This window comes from Gaetbulibacter sp. M235 (genome assembly GCF_043876835.1).
Taxonomy (GTDB): Bacteria; Bacteroidota; Bacteroidia; order Flavobacteriales; family Flavobacteriaceae; genus Yeosuana.
Window position 1 is genome coordinate 21,697 of record NZ_JBAWJZ010000004.1, and the last position, 18,119, is coordinate 39,815.

Annotated in this window: 19 protein-coding genes and 1 pseudogene; 6 read left to right on the forward strand and 14 right to left on the reverse strand. The window is 32.8% G+C overall.

Features of this window, described 5'->3' with window-relative positions:
• Position 1 precedes the first annotated feature (1 nt).
• The 4 genes from V8G69_RS07480 (at position 2) to V8G69_RS07495 (ending at position 1,547) form a co-directional block, all read left to right on the forward strand.
• Positions 2 to 331 carry a hypothetical protein gene (locus V8G69_RS07480; protein WP_394881216.1) on the forward strand — a complete coding sequence of 110 codons (330 nt, stop codon included), beginning with the start codon at positions 2 to 4 and terminating at the stop codon, positions 329 to 331.
• Between the two features lie 33 nt (positions 332 to 364).
• Positions 365 to 577 carry a hypothetical protein gene (locus V8G69_RS07485; RefSeq protein ID WP_394881217.1) on the forward strand — a complete coding sequence of 71 codons (213 nt, stop codon included), beginning with the start codon at positions 365 to 367 and terminating at the stop codon, positions 575 to 577.
• Between the two features lie 9 nt (positions 578 to 586).
• On the forward strand, positions 587 to 1,003 hold the full coding sequence (locus V8G69_RS07490) for a VOC family protein (protein WP_394881218.1): 417 nt from the start codon (positions 587 to 589) through the stop codon (positions 1,001 to 1,003).
• Positions 1,004 to 1,184: 181 nt separating this feature from the next.
• The gene (locus V8G69_RS07495; protein ID WP_394881219.1) at positions 1,185 to 1,547 is read left to right on the forward strand and encodes a hypothetical protein; all 363 of its coding nucleotides are present in this window, start codon (positions 1,185 to 1,187) and stop codon (positions 1,545 to 1,547) included.
• A gap of 20 nt (positions 1,548 to 1,567) precedes the next feature.
• On the opposite strand, the gene V8G69_RS07500 is transcribed toward V8G69_RS07495, so the two are convergent.
• Complete coding sequence (locus V8G69_RS07500) at positions 1,568 to 2,896, reverse strand: mannosyltransferase (RefSeq protein WP_394881220.1); 1,329 nt, start codon at positions 2,894 to 2,896, stop codon at positions 1,568 to 1,570.
• Positions 2,897 to 2,928: 32 nt separating this feature from the next.
• Positions 2,929 to 4,041, reverse strand: a complete 1,113-nt coding sequence (locus V8G69_RS07505) for a TolB family protein (RefSeq protein WP_394881221.1) — start codon at positions 4,039 to 4,041, stop codon at positions 2,929 to 2,931.
• A 93-nt stretch (positions 4,042 to 4,134) separates the two neighbouring features.
• Here V8G69_RS07505 and V8G69_RS07510 point away from each other — a divergent pair, with 93 nt between their 5' ends.
• Positions 4,135 to 5,361, forward strand: coding sequence for a M28 family peptidase (locus tag V8G69_RS07510; RefSeq protein WP_394881222.1), 1,227 nt, complete (start codon positions 4,135 to 4,137; stop codon positions 5,359 to 5,361).
• On the opposite strand, the gene V8G69_RS07515 is transcribed toward V8G69_RS07510, so the two are convergent.
• The 4 genes from V8G69_RS07515 to V8G69_RS07530 are packed head-to-tail and all read right to left on the reverse strand — an operon-like array spanning position 5,358 to position 10,471.
• The gene (locus V8G69_RS07515; protein WP_394881223.1) at positions 5,358 to 6,848 is read right to left on the reverse strand and encodes a cellulose synthase family protein; all 1,491 of its coding nucleotides are present in this window, start codon (positions 6,846 to 6,848) and stop codon (positions 5,358 to 5,360) included. The genes V8G69_RS07510 and V8G69_RS07515 overlap by 4 nt on opposite strands.
• On the reverse strand, positions 6,845 to 7,537 hold the full coding sequence (locus V8G69_RS07520) for a glycosyltransferase family 2 protein (RefSeq protein ID WP_394881224.1): 693 nt from the start codon (positions 7,535 to 7,537) through the stop codon (positions 6,845 to 6,847). Before V8G69_RS07520 ends, V8G69_RS07515 begins: the two co-directional genes overlap by 4 nt.
• Positions 7,538 to 7,584: 47 nt before the next feature.
• Entirely contained in the window at positions 7,585 to 9,171 is a 1,587-nt protein-coding gene (locus V8G69_RS07525; RefSeq protein ID WP_394881225.1) for a 4Fe-4S binding protein, read from the reverse strand.
• A gap of 1 nt (position 9,172) precedes the next feature.
• On the reverse strand, positions 9,173 to 10,471 hold the full coding sequence (locus V8G69_RS07530; protein WP_394881226.1) for an NAD(P)/FAD-dependent oxidoreductase: 1,299 nt from the start codon (positions 10,469 to 10,471) through the stop codon (positions 9,173 to 9,175).
• 93 nt (positions 10,472 to 10,564) lie between these two features.
• On the opposite strand from V8G69_RS07530, the gene V8G69_RS07535 reads away from it, so the two are divergent.
• Positions 10,565 to 11,572, forward strand: coding sequence for a glycoside hydrolase family 113 (locus V8G69_RS07535; RefSeq protein WP_394881227.1), 1,008 nt, complete (start codon positions 10,565 to 10,567; stop codon positions 11,570 to 11,572).
• Here V8G69_RS07535 and V8G69_RS07540 read toward each other — a convergent pair.
• From V8G69_RS07540 to V8G69_RS07575, 8 genes and pseudogenes are all read right to left on the reverse strand, one after another.
• On the reverse strand, positions 11,569 to 12,261 hold the full coding sequence (locus tag V8G69_RS07540; protein WP_394881228.1) for a TIGR04283 family arsenosugar biosynthesis glycosyltransferase: 693 nt from the start codon (positions 12,259 to 12,261) through the stop codon (positions 11,569 to 11,571). The genes V8G69_RS07535 and V8G69_RS07540 overlap by 4 nt on opposite strands.
• Positions 12,254 to 12,955, reverse strand: coding sequence for a DUF547 domain-containing protein (locus V8G69_RS07545; protein ID WP_394881229.1), 702 nt, complete (start codon positions 12,953 to 12,955; stop codon positions 12,254 to 12,256). The genes V8G69_RS07540 and V8G69_RS07545 overlap by 8 nt, the downstream gene beginning before the upstream one ends.
• Positions 12,952 to 13,838, reverse strand: a pseudogene (locus tag V8G69_RS07550) (sterol desaturase family protein). Before V8G69_RS07550 ends, V8G69_RS07545 begins: the two are co-directional and overlap by 4 nt.
• Before the next feature lie 7 nt (positions 13,839 to 13,845).
• Positions 13,846 to 14,961, reverse strand: a complete 1,116-nt coding sequence (locus V8G69_RS07555; protein ID WP_394881230.1) for an inorganic phosphate transporter — start codon at positions 14,959 to 14,961, stop codon at positions 13,846 to 13,848.
• A gap of 103 nt (positions 14,962 to 15,064) precedes the next feature.
• Positions 15,065 to 16,033: an arsenosugar biosynthesis arsenite methyltransferase ArsM gene (arsM, locus tag V8G69_RS07560; protein WP_394881231.1), complete on the reverse strand. Its 969-nt coding sequence runs from the start codon at positions 16,031 to 16,033 to the stop codon at positions 15,065 to 15,067.
• Positions 16,034 to 16,142: 109 nt separating this feature from the next.
• Positions 16,143 to 16,955, reverse strand: a complete 813-nt coding sequence (locus V8G69_RS07565; RefSeq protein WP_394881232.1) for a purine-nucleoside phosphorylase — start codon at positions 16,953 to 16,955, stop codon at positions 16,143 to 16,145.
• Entirely contained in the window at positions 16,948 to 17,625 is a 678-nt protein-coding gene (locus tag V8G69_RS07570) for a TIGR04282 family arsenosugar biosynthesis glycosyltransferase (RefSeq protein ID WP_394881233.1), read from the reverse strand. The genes V8G69_RS07565 and V8G69_RS07570 overlap by 8 nt, the downstream gene beginning before the upstream one ends.
• A gap of 1 nt (position 17,626) precedes the next feature.
• Positions 17,627 to 18,118 carry a rhodanese-like domain-containing protein gene (locus V8G69_RS07575; RefSeq protein ID WP_394881234.1) on the reverse strand — a complete coding sequence of 164 codons (492 nt, stop codon included), beginning with the start codon at positions 18,116 to 18,118 and terminating at the stop codon, positions 17,627 to 17,629.
• Position 18,119: the final 1 nt, after the last annotated feature.

Here is an 18,119-nt window from a genome sequence, read left to right on the forward strand (position 1 = left end):
TATGAATAAGAAAGACAATCGAAAAAGAGTCATTGTAGACTTTAAAAAGCTAACTCCAGAAATTCTGGGACTATTAGTAGAGAAATTTCCTGAAGGGTACGATGAAGAAGATATCATTACTTTCAGAAATGCTAAAAATGAGTTGGTTGAAGCTGTTGAAGTAAATACAGAAGACACTAAATACCTCATAAAAGTAAGCACCAAATTGGTGAAAACTATGGAAAATTATGATGAGGATGATTATGAGGATTTTGACAGTAATGATCCAGATGCAATTCAAGATCCTGATATAGAAATTGATGAAGAATCTGAAGAAATGGATTTAGATTAATTATTATTTTTTGAAATGATTGAGGCTGTTTTTATGTCTTACAAAGACGGATATTTTAAGTTTTTGTTTGAAAGTGGAGAAGAAATGGTTTTTGAAGAAGTGCATCCTAGAGCACTTAAGCAATTTGATTTAAAAAACGATAAAAGTTTAATTGGTAAATCATTTAGAGTATCTTTTATTGAAGTTATTGAAGATTCTGATGAAGATTTTGTAATTTACAGAATAGAAAGTTTAAAACCACTTTAATCACATTATATGAATTCGCCATTTCACATGTCATTGCCATGTTTTAGCGTAAAAGGGACAAAAAGCTTTTATGTTGATTGCATTGGAGCTACTTATGGTAGGAATACTCAAAACTGGATAGATGTAAATTTATTTGGACATCAAATAACATTTATTAAGGCTAAAAAATTCAATTTCAATAATCCTAACTATATTTTCGAAGGGAAGATATTGCCTTCTTTTCATTTTGGGGTTATTGTAGATTTTGATACTTGGAAAAAAGTGTATGCTAAAGTTCAAGGATTAGAATTAGAATTGGTAACAGATTCTGTTTATTTAAAAGATCAATTAGGAGAACATCAGTCTTTTTTTGTTAAAGATCCTAATGGTTATATGCTGGAATTTAAAACATTCAAAGAATCAATAGATATTTTTAAAGCAACATAGGTTACTAGCATTACCACATGTAAAATCATAAAGAGTTTTACTAAAAGTATTTTCAGACTTGAGGTGGCAAATTTCTGAAGAAATCTCACAATTTTATTTAACTTTTTACAAGCATTAAACTATTATTTCTAAATACAGTTTATTGGTTGTGATTGCTTGTAAAGCAAATAATAGTAAAACCATGAAAACAATATATTTGGTAATTGTTGCTTTTTTAGTAACTCCCCTTTTTTCATTCACATCGTTAAAAATAAATGAACCTATTTTAGCAAATCAAGATATAACTATTGTTGAAGCTGTATATGATGGTCATGAAGATTATGGCTATATTTTTATTGCAAAACATAGCGATGACGAAGAATATACATTAACCTTTCAAAAGGTTGATGAAGCTGTATCTGTTGAATTCGATTTAGATTCAGACGCATTAATTGGAACAAAATTTAGAATTACTTATAGAACTAAAACCATTGTTACTAAAGATGCCGATGGTTATGAAGATGAAACCATTGTCAATACCATTACAAAACTCGAAAAGCTTTAAAAGTTTAAAACAATTAAACTTTAGGCTGCCATTTTGGTGGCCTTTTTTACGAAAACTTCCCAAATAAAAACACTATAAATTATTAAATATTCCAACCCAATTATATACAGGTTTTCAGTATTATTTGAGTTAGTGTAGGCTAAATAGCTCAATATACCAACAAAACTCCATACCAAAGGAAATTTATATTTAGTGAATATACTTAAAATTAAAAGCGTTGCAACATACCAAGGATGTACAGTTGTTGCCGTAAAATAATAAAAAGCCAACACAAATAGTAAAGCGGAAATTAACTCAACTGTAGATTTGTTTTTTCTAAAAAAAGTGATAATCAACACAAGTAAGATTACTAATATGGGGATGAACTTACCAATAATGGCAATTTCATTATAGCCTCTAAAAGTATAACCTATGGATCTAGCAATATAATACAAGCTTGCATTGAATTCAAAACGTTGAAACCACAATCCAACGGTTTCAAAATAGTTCATTATAAATTCATTGGTAATAAATGGAACAAATGATATAAGAGTGATAAAGCCAATTATAGTGTAAAATCCCAAGCTTTTTTTCCAACTTAATTTTTGAAACAAAACCGGTAAAAAGATTAGGGGAATTAGTTTAACTGAAATGGAGCAAGCAAAAACAATAGCTGAAAAATGCCATTTTCCAATATGAAGCAGATATAAACTCCAAACTAAAAAGAAAATCATAACGCTCTCAAAATGAAGATTTCCTGTGAGCTCAATTATTATAAATGGATTGAGTATATACCAAAAAATAGTATTAACTGGAATATTTAATTTTTCAAGTAGTTTTTTTCCAAAATACAGTGTTCCAAAATCTGCTGAAATGATAATTAGTCGCATTACAATTACAGAACCTAAAATGCTTTTACCAGCAAATAAGCCCGCAATAACAAAACACAATTGATTTAAAGGTGGATAATTTGTAAAATGACTTCCATTTAAAATGCCCATACCATTATATAGTTCTTGAGCTTGTTGTATGGGATAAATATGATTTAGTATAAAGGATTCTGGTGTGGATAAATACGGATTGAAACCTTGAAGAATCATTCTTCCATCCCAAATAAATCTATAAAAGTCTTGTGATAAATTAGGTGTTGCAAATAAAAATAGAACTCTAAAACTAAAGGCTAAAATTGCTAAAAATGTAAAGTTCTCTTTATTTATTTGAATGAGTTTATAAAACATAACAAATAAAGCCACATAAAGTGAAATTAGTTTTATATAATCATTTCGGTTTAAATCATAGGCAAAACTTAAATAGAATAGACTGGTTAATAAAATAAAAATTAAAGACGATTTATATTGTTTTAATAACAAAAGTTCAAGTATTTATTAAATTAAATATTTTATTAATCTACCCATTCAGCGATAAAAAGGTTAGTGTCTCTTCCACCTCCATTATTTCTGTTAGATGAAAATGCTAAGTATTTACCATCGTTTGAAAACACAGGAAAAGCATCAAAAGTTTCACTATGAGTTACACGCTCTAAATTTTTTCCATCAAGATCAATCATATATAAGTTAAATGGAAAACCTCTTTCAGCTTCAAAATTTGATGAAAATAATATTTTTTTACCCGATGGATGGAAAAACGGACTCCAATTAGCGTTACCTAAATTTGTTAATTGCCGCATATCACTTCCATCAGCATTACAGATGTATAATTCCATTTCGGTTGGTTCTACCAAACCATTTGCTAAAAGTTCCTTATATGCTTTAATGGCTTCTTCAGTTTTTGGCCTTGATGAACGAAAAATTAATTTACTTCCGTCAGGAGAAAAGAAAGCGCCACCATCATAACCTAATTCATTGGTTATTTGTTTAACATCACTGCCATCAATATTCATGGTGTAAAGTTCTAAATCTCCACTACGTGTTGAAGTAAATACAATTTTATCGCCTTTTGGAGAAACGGTTGCTTCAGCATCATAACCAGTCTCATTGGTAAGTTGATCAGTTATATTTCCATCAAGATCTGCAACAAAAATGTCAAACGAATCATAAACGGGCCAAACATATTTTCCGTTTTTTCTTAGAGGAACTTCAGGACAGTTTTCATCAACCAAATGAGTTGAAGCATACACAAAGTGTTTATTGTCTGGAAGGAAATAGGCACAAGTTGTACGCCCTTTTCCTGTACTGATCATTTTAGGTTTAGAGTCATTAAAAGTGTCTCCGTTATTGATTATAAACATTTGGTCACAATTAAGTCCCCAATTTTTATTGTTAGATTGGAAAACCAATTGTTTGTCATCAAAACTCCAATAGGCTTCAGCATTATCACCTCCAAATGTGATTTGTTTTATAGTTTTAAAATGTTTTTCTTCAGGAAAAATTAAAGAATCCTTTTTTGCTTCTATGGTAGACTCAGAAGATTTTTCTTCATTAATGTTTTGTTTGCCTTTGTCGTTTTTACAAGAAAGGACACATAAAAAAGCTGATATAATTAAGATGAATTTCATTTTTAAACTTATTTTTATATAAAAATAAACATTCTTGTTTATTGACTAATTAGTTATTAAACTTTTTTACAAACATTATAATAATCATATCCAATGAAACCACTTTATTCTCTTTTAGTAATAGTATTATTTTTGTCGTGCAAAGAAATACAACCTCTTGAGGTCTCAATGCGAGAAGATGTTACTTTATTGGCATCTGATAGTCTTCATGGAAGACAAACAGGAACAAGTTATGAGATTTTAGCAGCTGATTATATTGCTGAAAGATTTAAAAATTTAGGATTAGAGCCTAAAGGAACAAATGGTTATTTCCAGGAATTTTCATTCAAAGATAAAAGCGATCCACATGGAAATGTTAATTATGTGAATAAATCTGATGATAGTACCATTACTGGAACAAATGTAATCGGGTATTTAAATAACAAAGCAGAAAACACCATAGTTATTGGTGCACATTATGATCATTTAGGAATGGGAATTGAAGGTTCATTATATAGAGGAGAAACTCCGCAAATTCATAATGGAGCAGATGATAATGCCAGTGGTGTTGCAGTCATGTTGAATATTATTAAAGACCTGAAAAATGTAAATACTGCTAATAATTATTTATTTATTGCTTTTTCAGGTGAAGAAATGGGATTGTTAGGTTCCAATTACTATGTTAAAAACCCTACCATTGATTTAAAAAAGGTAGATTATATGCTTAATATGGACATGGTTGGGCGTTTAAATAATGAAAAAGCAATTGCAGTTCATGGCGTAGGAACATCTCCAATATTTAAACAAGTACTTTTTGCAAACAAAGGAGAGTTAAATTTAACCGAGCATGAATCTGGAGTTGGGCCAAGTGACCATACTTCTTTTTATTTGATGGATATACCAGTTTTGCACTTTTTTACAGGTCAGCATGAAGATTATCATAAGCCTTCTGATGATTCAGATAAGTTGAATTATGATGGTATGGAAACTATAACTCAGTTTATATTATCTATTATAACAGAGTTAAATGATGATGGAAAAATAGCTTTCAGAAAAACAAAAAATGAAAGTCAAGAAGTTCCTGCTTTTAAAGTTACTTTAGGAGTGGTTCCAGATTACTTATTTAATGGAAAAGGAATGAGAATTGATGGTGTAAGTGAAGATAAACCTGCACAAAAAGCAGGGATGCAAAAAGGGGACATTGTTGTTAAAATGGGAGATTATGAAATCACAGATATGATGAGTTACATGAAATCTCTAGGAAAATTTGAAAAAGGCAATACTACTAAAGTGACTATTAAAAGAAATGAAGAAACACTTGTTTTAGATGTTACTTTTTAGGCCTTTGAAGTTAGAGAGCTCATAAACACATATCCAAAACCTAAAAACAACATGAGATGAAATGGGAATAGACCAAAATCACCTCCTTGGTTTCCAACTATAAAGGCACTATACATTCCAAAAGCAAAATAAAGCATTAATAACCCTTCAAAAATAACATTTAAAGAAATGCCTTTCTTAATGTATTTGTTGCCTTTCCAGCTTTCTTTTAATGAATTGACATTGAATTTAGGAGTACGTATGAATTCACTTTTTTTACCAAAATGACCTTCTAACACTGCAATAGAATTGTGAAGAGAAAAGCCCATGGCAATAGAGAAGAATGTAAAAAACATTACAATGTATTTTATGAAATTTTTTATTCCACTTCCATATATGTTTTTATACATTATCCAATAGCACACAAAGAATATAACAGTACTTATAACAAAGAAACTCATTACATAAAAATAGGGTTTTAAATGCGCATACTCGTTTTTAATATAAAGCATTGGAATGCTTAAAACTGCAACTATAAGAACGTTTAAAAACATGGTGCTATTTAGAAGATGTAATATACCATGCACTTTTGTTTTGGTTGAAATATTTTCATTCTTTATAAGGCGTAAAAGCATTTTTCTAAAGTTCTCAGCGCCACCTTTATTCCATCTAAATTGTTGAGATCTTGCTGCGCTTATTATTATAGGCAATTCAGCAGGTGTTTCAACATCTTCAAGATATTTAAACTTCCAGTTTTTAAGTTGTGCCCTGTAACTTAAATCAAGGTCTTCAGTTAGAGTATCACCTTCCCAGTTTCCTGCATCGATAATGCAAGATTTTCTCCAAACCCCAGCAGTGCCATTAAAATTAATGAAATGCCCTTTGCTGTTTCTTCCTACTTGCTCTAAGGTAAAGTGGGCATCTAAAGCAAAAGCTTGAATTTTTGTAAGGAGGGAATAATTTCTGTTAAGATGTCCCCAACGTGTTTGAACAACCCCGATTTTTTCATTTTTAAAGTAAGGAATGGTTCTTTTTAACCAGTCATTTTTAGGAAGGAAATCCGAGTCGAAAATAGCTATAAACTCACCTTTGGCAATTTTTAATCCTTCTTTTAAAGCCCCAGCTTTAAAGCCGCTTCTATCAGTTCTGGTGATTTGTTTAATATCTAATCCTGTTTGTTTTAGCTTTTCAATTTGCTCAAAAGTTGTTTTTACTGTTTCATCAGTTGAATCATCTAAAACTTGAATTTCTAATTTTTCTTTAGGGTAATCTATAAGAGCAATGTTATCTAATAAACGCTCCATAACATACATTTCATTATAAACAGGAAGCTGTATGGTTACATATGGAACTTCATCAGGATTTGAAAAATCAAAAGTCTCAGACTTGTCAATTTTCTTTTTTGAGGAGAGATAATTAAACAATAAATTGAGTTGCGCTAATGCGTACATGAATATTAGCACCAACGAAATGGTATAAACAATAATGGTTAAAGTAGCAAAAATCATTTTTTAATACTATATTTAAAAATCCAACCTAAAATTACTAAGCCTGCAAAGATACTACCTTTTATTGTTCCTGATACTTTTGAGACGCCAATTCTTTGTCTATATTTTACAGGAATTTCTATGTATGATAATTTTTGTTTAAGAGCTTTCAACTGCATCTCAATTGTCCACCCATACGTCTTGTCTCGCATGTGCAAAGCTAATAACTTTTCATATTTTATAGCTCTAAATGGCCCTAAATCTGTAAAACGGGCATTGTACAATATTTTCATCAAAAATGTTGCTAGCCAGTTTCCAAAAATCTGTTGAGGTGTCATTGAATTATTTTCCCTCGAAGCTTTAATACGTGCCCCTATAACCAAATCAATATCATCATCTATAATAGGTTTTATAAGTTTAGAAAGTTCTTCAGGATAATCGCTATAATCACCATCTAAAAACACAATAATATCTGGTTTTGTAGATAAATTTGATATATATTCCATTCCTTTTAAACAAGCATAACCGTACCCTTTACTAGTTTCAGTTAATACTGTAGCACCAGCATTTTTAGCGTTTTTAGCTGTATCATCATTAGAGTTATTGTTGATAACAATAACTTCATCAACAATTTTAGGAATGTCATTAATAACATTTGCTATAGAATTTTCCTCATTATAAGCGGGAATGATGACTTTTATGATGGGCATAAAGAATTAACTTTCATGGTGCAAAAGTACGATAATTTATGAATTTTTTAACGTTTTAATAAATCTATTAAATTAACATTATTTCCTAATAAAATATCATTTGAATTGATGCGTCCTTTAAGACTTCCATTCTCTAGTTTTAAAACACCTCTAGGACAAACTGCTGAACAAACACCACATCCAACACAACTAGAACGAACAATATTTTGACCCTTTTGAGCATAAGAACGCACATCTATACCCATTTCGCAGTAAGTGGAGCAATTACCACAAGAAATACATTGACCGCCATTGGTGGTTATTCTAAATTTTGAAAATAAGCGTTGTTGAAATCCTAAAATAGCTGCCATTGGACAACCAAATCGGCACCAAACCCTGTTTCCTAAAATAGGGTAAAAGCCAGTTCCAATAACACCAGAAAATATAGAACCTATAAAAAGACCATAAGCGGAGCGAAGAGCGCTACCTTTAATAAAAAATACTTCATTAGTGGTTCCTGTGAAGTGCATGACGAGAAGCAATGCAATCACAGCAAAATAACCAATAGCTCCATATTTGGCATCTTTGCCCAATTCTTTGCGTTTAAAGGCCATGACTGCTAAAAAAAGCAACGTTAAAAAGCCTATTACCAACCTAATAAAAAGGTTTCTTGTTAACCAGAATTTATTGGAATCATACCCCAAATAGGTGTAAACCATAGCTATGGTCATAACCACAGAAAAAACCAAAACGGTATGAATTAGCCATCGTTCCAGTTTCCAAGCCGATAGTTTTTTAGAAGATAATTGTCTGAAAGGGTCACCGGCTGTTTCAGCCAAACCACCACAACCGCAAACCCAGGAACAGTACCAACGTTTGCCAAATTTATAGGTTAAAATAGGAGTGATTACAAAGATGGATAATATTCCAAAAACAATTAAAGCCAAGCCCAAATTGCCGTTGGACAGAAATCCTTTTACAGACCATTCATCAAAAATATAATAATTTAAAGGCCAAATACTTTTGAGATCGTAATATGGCAGGTTGGAATTCATGCGATACAAAAATTCTGGTATTAAAAACGCAAAGCCAAGTTGAAAAAACATGACCGATCCGGTTCTCAATTGCTGATATCTGTTATGGCGATACTTTAAGATAAATTTGTAACCAAAAAACAATATCGCTATTGTGTATAAAGATCCATAAACAAACCATTGGCTGGCAGGTCTTCCGCTTAATAAATTGCTTAAAGGGTCAAATAAGGAAATCAATCCAGTATTTGGGGCGCCATTTTTACCAAGACCCAACAATTGTGGAAAAAAGTAAAGAACAATATAAAACGACGTTAAAATTATGCCAGTTGCCCAGCCCAAAACACCTCTTGAAGAGATGGATTTAAACCAAACGCCATCATTTTTTATGCCTTTTGATTTATTTAAATAAGCATTGTTTGAAAATAATATAATACTAACAGCTATGAATCCTAGAGCAAGAGATAAAACTAGACCCTGATTAGGTAAGTGAATGTTTAAAAGTGCTAAAACCAAAATAAAAAGCCCTAAAACCCCAATAAAAAATGAAATTTTTTGCTTTCTTGTTAAATCTTTGGCATCCGGTTTAGCTAAAGACATGCTTTCTTGTAATTTATGATTCATCTTATATGTTTTGTAACTGATTTTTATAAGTTGTTTTTATCTCTGTTTCAAAATGGGTATAGAATTCTGGATCAAAATTAGCTTCGCTTAAATGGTCAATAACGTAATCAACGTCACGTTTTTCATTTAGCCAGGTATTGAAAACTTCATGCCTCATTCGCATCCCAAAAGTGTTTATCCCTATGAATTCATTGGTAAGTGTATTATATTCTATAGTAATGCATTTGGTATCATCATTATGTTTCCAATGAAAATGGGCATGGTTTTCCTTTGGTTTTGCAAATACCCAACCATAAGTTTGGTACTCGATATCAAAAAACTTGGCAGAATTAAACCAATGACCCGGGTTGTAAGGTATTCTGTTTCCACAAATGGTTTGAGCTACAATTTCTCCCATCATGCGTCCGGTGTACCAAACGGCCTCAACAGGTCTTCGGTTTCCTATTGGGAGACGTTGTTCCGCACAATCGCCAATAGCATAGACGTCGGGGATATTGGTTTCAAGAAACCTGTTTACCAAAACGCCTCTATTTGTTTCAATATTTGAAGATTTAACAAACGCAATATTTGGTGTAACGCCTGCAGTTAAACCAACAACATTGCACACAATTTCTTCACCCGTCTCTTCAATAATCACTGATTTGGCCCGTCCATTTTCATCAGATTTTATTTCCTTTAAATTGCATGATAATCTTAAATCTATGTGATGGTTTTTTATATGTCTGTTTATCATTTGGCTCTCGCCATTGGGTAAAACACCATCCCAAAAACTATTTTCTCTCACCAAAAAAGTTACGGAAATGTTTCTTGAAGAGAGCATTTCGGCCAATTCAATGCCAATAAGACCACCACCAACAATAACGGCTCGTTTACAATTGGTATTATTGGGGGCATATTGTTCAAGAGCCTCTAAATCTTGCTTATGGTACATGCCAAAAACTCCTTGCAAGTCTTGCCCCGGCCAACCAAACTTATTTGATTTGCTGCCTGTAGCTATAATAAGTTTATCATAGCTTAACGTATTTCCTGTTTCAAAATGAAGGGTTTTAGTGTCGGTATCAATGGTTTTTACAAATCCATTAACAAGTTCTATGCTGTTCTTTTTCCAAAAGTCATTTTCGTAAGGTTGTGTAAGTTCAAATGTCATATGCCCCATATACACATACATAAGTGCTGTTCTTGAGAAAAAATAATCGGTTTCAGATGAAATAATGGAGATTTTTTTGGAGGAGTGTTTTCTAATATGTCTGGCGGCAGTAACGCCTGAAATTCCGTTTCCAATGATAACAATATGTTCCATAAAGTTTATTAATTGTTGATTTTGTCGCAAGATATTTTAAAACCTTAATTATATTTTAGTAGTTTGTTTAAATTTAAGCATTAATTTAAATTTATGAAGCCACTTTTGAAAGTTTGTTTATTTATTGTATTATGTGGGTGTGCCATGACATTACATTATCCTGAGAAAATAAATGGGGTAGGGTATGTGGCTTCAAAGGATTCTATTTCATCTAAACACATAAAACCGATATTGTATGTTCATGCCAATTATGCCTCGGTGATGCCTTTTGGTTTTATTAGGGAAGTATCACACCCAGAAATTCAATATAATTCAAGCAGACAATGGTTTGGAGAAACACAAGCAGGGGTGAGACAATATATTCTGGAATTAAAAAAGGAAGGAATTAAAATCATGATGAAACCTCAAATCTGGGTTTGGAGGGGTGAATTCACGGGAGAAATTAAAATGACCAACGAAAACGATTGGAAGATTTTAGAAGCATCTTACACTAAATTCATATTAGACTATGCTGGAGTAGCACAAAAAACCAAAGTGGAGATTTTTTGTATTGGCACTGAATTGGAAAGTTTTGTAAAAGAGCGACCAGAATATTGGAAATATTTGATTACACAAATACGAAACGTATATCATGGAAAACTCACGTATGCAGCTAATTGGAATGAATATAATAAAACACCCTTTTGGGATGACTTAGACTATATAGGTATTGATGGGTATTTTCCCATAAGTGATTTAAAAACACCTTCGATTGAAGACTGTAAATTAGGCTTAGAACGCTGGAAGACTGAGATAAAAGGGTATTATGATACCTATAAAAAGCCAATTTTATTTACTGAATTCGGGTATAGAAGTGTGGATTTTACAGGAAAAGAGCCATGGCGTTCTGATAGGGACATGAACTCGGTTAACCTAGACGCTCAAGCAAATGCCCTAAACGCTTTTTTTGAAATGTTTTGGCAAGAGGACTGGGTTGCAGGAGGTTTTATATGGAAGTGGCATCATAATCATGAACACGCAGGAGGTAAAGATAATTCACGGTTTACACCACAAAACAAACCGGCAGAAATGATTATGAAAAATGCTTTTTTGCAAAACTAAGTAATATGTTTTTTGTAGTAGCTGTGCAATTCATAGGCATTTGCCCCTAGCCAATGTTTTAAATGAATCCTAAAAAAGTGATATTGTAGTCTCCAAACTCCAAGCCTTTTATATAATCTGGCCGATGTGATGAGGTCTTTTTGAATGACTTTAAATTGGCGAATAGCATATAGTTTTTTGATAAACACATTGTCTTCATAAATAATATATTGCTCATCATACCCACCAAGAGAATTAAATAATGAGGTTGTTATAAAAAGGCTTTGGTCGCCTCCTCTGCAAGCTATCCAATTAAACCTTGTTAACCAACCTGCCAAACGCATCCACCAATGATTGCTGTCAAATCTCATTTTAAAACACCCCGAAAGATTCCCCTTTTCAACTTCATTGATGATGAGTTTGTCAAAGTTTTTTGGAGGAAAGGAATCGGCATGCAAAAAATACAGAATGGAGCCGGTTGTGTGTTTGGCTCCCAAGTTCATTTGTTTGGCTCTTCCTTTTCCAGAAGTGATTAAAAAAACAGGTTCAAATTTTGAGGCAATGGCAGTGGTTTTGTCTGTGCTACCTCCATCAACAACAATCAACTCAGCAATGTTTTCTTTGGAGGACGATTCTATTAAATGATTGAGTAGTTTTGCAAGAGTTTCAGCTTCATTTAAAACGGGAATAATGATAGAAATCTTATTCATTTAAGTTCCAATTGTAGTCTTTAAATTTGACCTTTGCGTCTTTTGAAATGTTAATTTGAGAATATTGATTTAAAAAAGCAATTAAATCACCATTTTTTTTGAAATCCTTTGGAAACCATTGAAAAATTTTTGAAAGATATAGATGTTTTTCAGAGATATCATTTTTTGTGTTATCTGAAAGGAATTCCTTAGCCGCATAGGATAATTGAACGTCTAATTTTGAAGCAATAAGGGCCTCGTTTTGCAATTTAGGGCAAGAAACTGAGGCACAAACAATAGCAAAATGGATTCTGGGTTCTTCCATTTTTCTTAAAATATTGTGCTCTATATGATTTAAAGATAAGGTTTCACCACCAATAGTGATAAAGTTTATGTCCCAAGGATTTTCAATGTCTTTTATACTTTTTAACGGATAATTATCTATAATCAATTTTACAGTAAACGCATTGTAGGCATTAATCCAATAGGCTAAGGTTTCATTTTTTGACCAACGCTCATCTGGTGTTGTTTTGCTTAAAGCTAGTAAATATTTGTCAAGCTTATCATGGTTTTCCTTAATGGCTTTATAATTAACATGGCCATCACTTGAGACATATTCTTTTAAGATTGAATTCCATATGGCATGGTCAAAATTTTGGGACTGAATAGTGAAGCTTAAAAGGATAAAAAAGATAGAAACGAAAACTTTCATCATGGTTTTTTGTTTAAGGGATAGAGTTCTTGATTGGCAAAATCTTTGGGAAATATTCATCGCCTTCAAATCCCAATTCAATATCTCTGCCGTTATATGGAATGTAATATGTTTTAAAAAGATAATCCCAAAGGCTTAATGTAATCCCATAATTAACACCATATTTATTGCTATAGGGCAATTCCTTGGCATGATGCCAAATATGCATTTTTGGGTTGTTAGGTAGGTATTTTAAGATTCCGTAATTCCAGCCCAAATTGGCGTGATTTAAATGGCCTATGGCGATGTTGAAAAAATAAATAAAAGCCACATCTTGTGCGTTGAAACCACGAATGATGGACAAGGGAACATAAAGTAATGATTTGTAAACAACAGGCTCCATCCAATGATACCCTAAATGGGCAGCAAACCCCATTTGTTTTACGGAGTGGTGCACTTTATGGAAATCCCATAATATGGGGACTCTATGCAATAATCTATGGGTGTTCCATTGCACAAAATCTGTAACGATAAAAAACATGAATAGGCCTAAGGCTTTTGGTAAATCATCTACATCGAAAAGCTGAAAATTGGAAACAGATAATCCAACGGTTTTCAAAATGTCGTTGAAAAATTCGGCAACCGTATTAGACAAAGCTATTAAAACAATAAGATTGAGGATAAAGAAATTAAAAAACATGTAAAAGGCATCCAACCAAAAATCTTTTCTGAATATTGACTGGTTTTTTCGCCAAGGGAAAATCATTTCCAACCCCCAAGCAAATAAGGAGATTAAGATTAACCCATAAAAATAGTTATCCCAATGGTTAAAGGAAATAAGCTCATTTTTGAGGTAATTCCAATACCCTAAATAGGAATGTTTTATGATGTCTATGTATTTTTCGATAACCTAATTAAATAAATGTTTCTAGCAATTTAAAAAGTATAGCAGTTATAACAGCAGCCAATGGCAATGTTAATACCCAAGATAATAATATTTTTCCAATCATTTTATAATCGGCTTTTTTAGTTACTTTGCCAATTCCAAAAATAGAACCCACAGAAACATGTGTGGTAGAAACAGGTAACCCATGAATACTGGCTGTTGTTACTAATAGGCCGGTTATTAAGTTTGCAGTAAACCCTTGCCCTGAATTCATAGGAGTTATTTTTTTACTCATAGTAACCCCTACTTTTTTGGCGTTTATCAGTCCACCTAAAGCCATGACTGTGGCTATAATGATTATACTCCATTTGATGTCAATGGTATTAAAGATTAAAAGTAACCCCACTATTTTTGGGGTGTCATTCAATCCGCGGGCAAAACTCACTATTCCGGCACTCAAGTAATGTAAGGTGTCTAAAACCTTTTGAGAGTTTAACCCCAAAATTTCACCATGGTAGGTTTCTGTTTTATTTCTAATGGTAGCCTCTAAGGTTTCATTGGTTTTTAATGCGATAGTACTGTCTATATTAAAAGTATCTAAGGGCACCTGTTGCTTTTTATGAATGCTTAGCTTTGTTTTTTTAGTGATGCCCATTTTTTTTCTTAAATATCTGAATAAAATATAAATGATATAACTGATGACAGCTGCCATTAAAGGGCTTACCAATAAAGGCATCAAAAAGGTGTTTCCTAACTTTTCAAAATTGAATTGATCACCAATAGCCATAATGCCGGCTCCAAAAAGGGCTCCAACCAACCCGTGTGTTGTAGAAATTGGCATGCCAATTTTTGTTGCCAAAAAAACAGTTAACGCGGCACCAAAGGCAATAGAAATTGCAAAAACAGGCATACCTATCAGTTCATTGGGCACCAAGCCTTTACCGGAAAAATTTTTCACTAACTCTTTGGCGAAAAAAATAGCAGCAATCGAACCTGAAAATGTAGTTACAGTAGCCCAATTAATTGCATTTTTATAATTTGTAGTACCACTGCCAAAAAGAGTAGCCACTCCTTTAAAATTATCATTTGCACCATTACTATAAGCCAAAAAACAGGCAGAAATGAATAGAAGTATTAAAAGCATAAATATGATTTATACTGAAGTTTGACGGAATAAGATAAGAATGCTTACTTAAAAGAAGAGCGTTTAACAAAAACGCCCTTTAATTAACTTTTGAAAAATTGTACTAGCAGCATCCACCACCATCATAATGATAGGTAGATTCACTAATAAAAATATCGTCTCTTCCAATAGAAGCCAAGTCTGCTGCTGTTTTATCACAAATAGCCAGCGGTTGGTTTTTCAATAAAATATGACCTTTTTTGTCATCAATAAAATCATTGTCACCAAAATATATGGCTGCTTTTCCGGTAAAAATACAAGGACCATCTTCTGGCATTGGATCTTTAATGGCAGCAACTTCAATAGACTCAATATAAATCAGTTTATCTGTTGCATAGTGCTTTGGGTCTAAGATTCTATAAGGTTTTCTGGCTCTAATCTCAATGGTGCCAAAACCGGCATCGGTTAACATCTTTACATAATCGGCAATAGGCAAACTACCGCTTAAACAAAGAGCACGTAGTCTGTCATCGTTCCTTAAATCATCATTCATTGGCTGTTCGCAAGTGGGATCGCTCATCACCAATCTGCCATGTGGTTTTAAAACGCGGTACATTTCGGCAATGGCTTTCTTTAAATCGTCTGCCTTAAAAATGTTGAACAGACAATTTTGTGCAGCTACATCAATGATGTTGTCTTCAACAGGGAGATTCATGGCGTCTCCTTTTTTGAGCTCTACAAAGTCACTTTTAAACCAGGGGTTTAATGCTTCAGCTTCCTTAAAATTTCTTTTTGATGCTTCCAGCATTTCATCAACAACATCCACGCCAATAACCCCTCCTTTTTGTCTGTTGAAATACGAAAATTGCAATAATTCCATACCGCCACCAACTCCCACGTACAACATTTTGGGATTGTTGGTTAAATCGCGTGCATGCACGGTACTCCCGCAACCATAATTCATTTCCTGCATGATTTTAGGAATTTTTAAACCAGGGAGTTCCCAAATTGGGTTGGTAGTACAGCATAAGCCAATATCTGGTGTTAGGGCTGCCTCTTTATATACATTTTTTGTTGTTTCTAAATAATTCATATTTTTAGCTTTTTTTGTTTTTGTCATTGCGAGGAATAATTTGTCATTGCGAGGAATAAAATGACGAAGCAATCTTTTATGAGATTCCTTTACTTCGCTCGGAATGACGTTATATTGTTTTAATCAATTCTTTAAATAAAGTAATCATGTTAGGCTCTGCTTTTCCTGCCATGTTTATTATGTCGGCGATATCAACAGGCTTTAAGTTGTTTGGGTCGCATTCATCGGTTAAAACTGACACCGCTGCTGCTTTTATTTTTAAGTGGTTAGCCACAATAATTTCTGGAACGGTACTCATACCAACGGCATCAGCACCTATGGTTTTAAGCATTTTATATTCAGCGCGTGTTTCAAGTTGGGGTCCAACAACACTTACATAAACACCTTTATGTAAAGTGATGTTATGCTCTTTGGCAATCTGTTCAAATTTTAAATTTATTTCCAAGTCATAAGGTTTACTCATATCTGTAAAACGCTCACCCAAATGTTCTACACCTTTAAAGGCTAAAGGAGAGCTTCCTTGTAGATTAATATGGTCTTCAATCAACATTAATTCACCTTTTTTGAAGTTAAGATTGATAGCTCCTGCAGCATTAGAAACCAAAAGGGTATGAATGCCTAATTTTTCCATAATACGAACTGGGTATGTAACATCTTGAAGTGAATAGCCTTCATACACATGAAAACGCCCTTGCATAACCACTACTTTTTTGCCTTCTAAAATGCCGTAAATAAGTTTACCTTTATGAAACTCAACGGTAGCTGTTGGGAAATTAGGAATGTGGTTATAGCTTACTTCGTGCAGTATCTCGACTTTTTCAATAAGTTGTCCTAAACCGGTTCCTAAAATGATCCCAATTTCGGGTTTGTCAAATCCTTTAGCTATAAGGTAATCTGTTGTTTCTGTAATGTATTTAATCATTTGTATTGTAAAATTTCTTAAGTTCTTGATAGGGTTTTATATCTTCAAAGGTATCAACATCGTTCAATTCTTCCAGTAAATCAAAAGTACAATTTTGTATGTCATTTAAAGTGTCTTTTAATACGGTTGAGGTACCCCAAGCTTTATTTTTAAAGATAGTTGGATGAAGTTTTTTTATTCCCAGCAGATAATAACCGCCGTCTTTGGCGGGCCCAATAACCACATCATTTTTGCTTAATGAGGAAAAGGCTTTTTCAATATGACTAGAGGTAAGGTCTAATAAATCACTGCCAATAATAATAACTTTTTCATAGCCTAATTGAAATAATTCAGAAAAGGCATTTTCCATACGAGCTCCTAAATCATAACCATATTGTAATTTTTTTCTAAAAACTTCAGACTTCCAAAAATCTTGCTTTATTATATTTTCAGAATAAAACACATATTTGTCTGCCTCTGTTTTTTTTGAAACTTTGGCAGTGTGTTGCAATAAATACTTGTAGATATCTAAAGCGGATTTTTCTCCAATGGTTTTGGCCAAACGTGTTTTGCATTTCCCTAACTCTGGGTTTCTTGTAAAAATGACAAGGGCATTTTTAGAACTTGGAAAGTAAAAATTGGTAGCCAGTTCATTGTTAGAATCTGAATCCTTAGCGTTTAATAATCCCATTTTAGAATACTTTGCGACCTTTCTTCAGCCATTTGCTCCATTCTTCTGAAAAAATATGTATGTTTTCTGTTTCTTGTTCATCCGAATTGTAAACGGGAAAATTGTTGTTCTTCCATTCGAAAATACCTCCATAGAGATTAAAGACATTTTTATATCCTGCTTTTTTCAGTTTGTATGCAATGGTTTCAGATCGAATTCCAATGGAACAATACACAACTATTTTTCCATCTTTATTTGGAACATTTTTTATGACAGAATCTAATTCAAAAAAACCATAACCAACAGGTAAGGCATTCTTTAAATGACTGGTTTTATATTCTTGGTATTCTCTGGCATCTAAAATAATAGCTTGCGTCTTTGGCATTGCCAATTCCTGAACGGTAATATACGGGATGTTTTTGGTGTTGTATTGTTTTAATAACTCAGGAAGTGATTCCTGTGCATTAGCTGCAAGAACCACCAGCGCAAAGAAAATATTAAGTAGAGTTTTCATA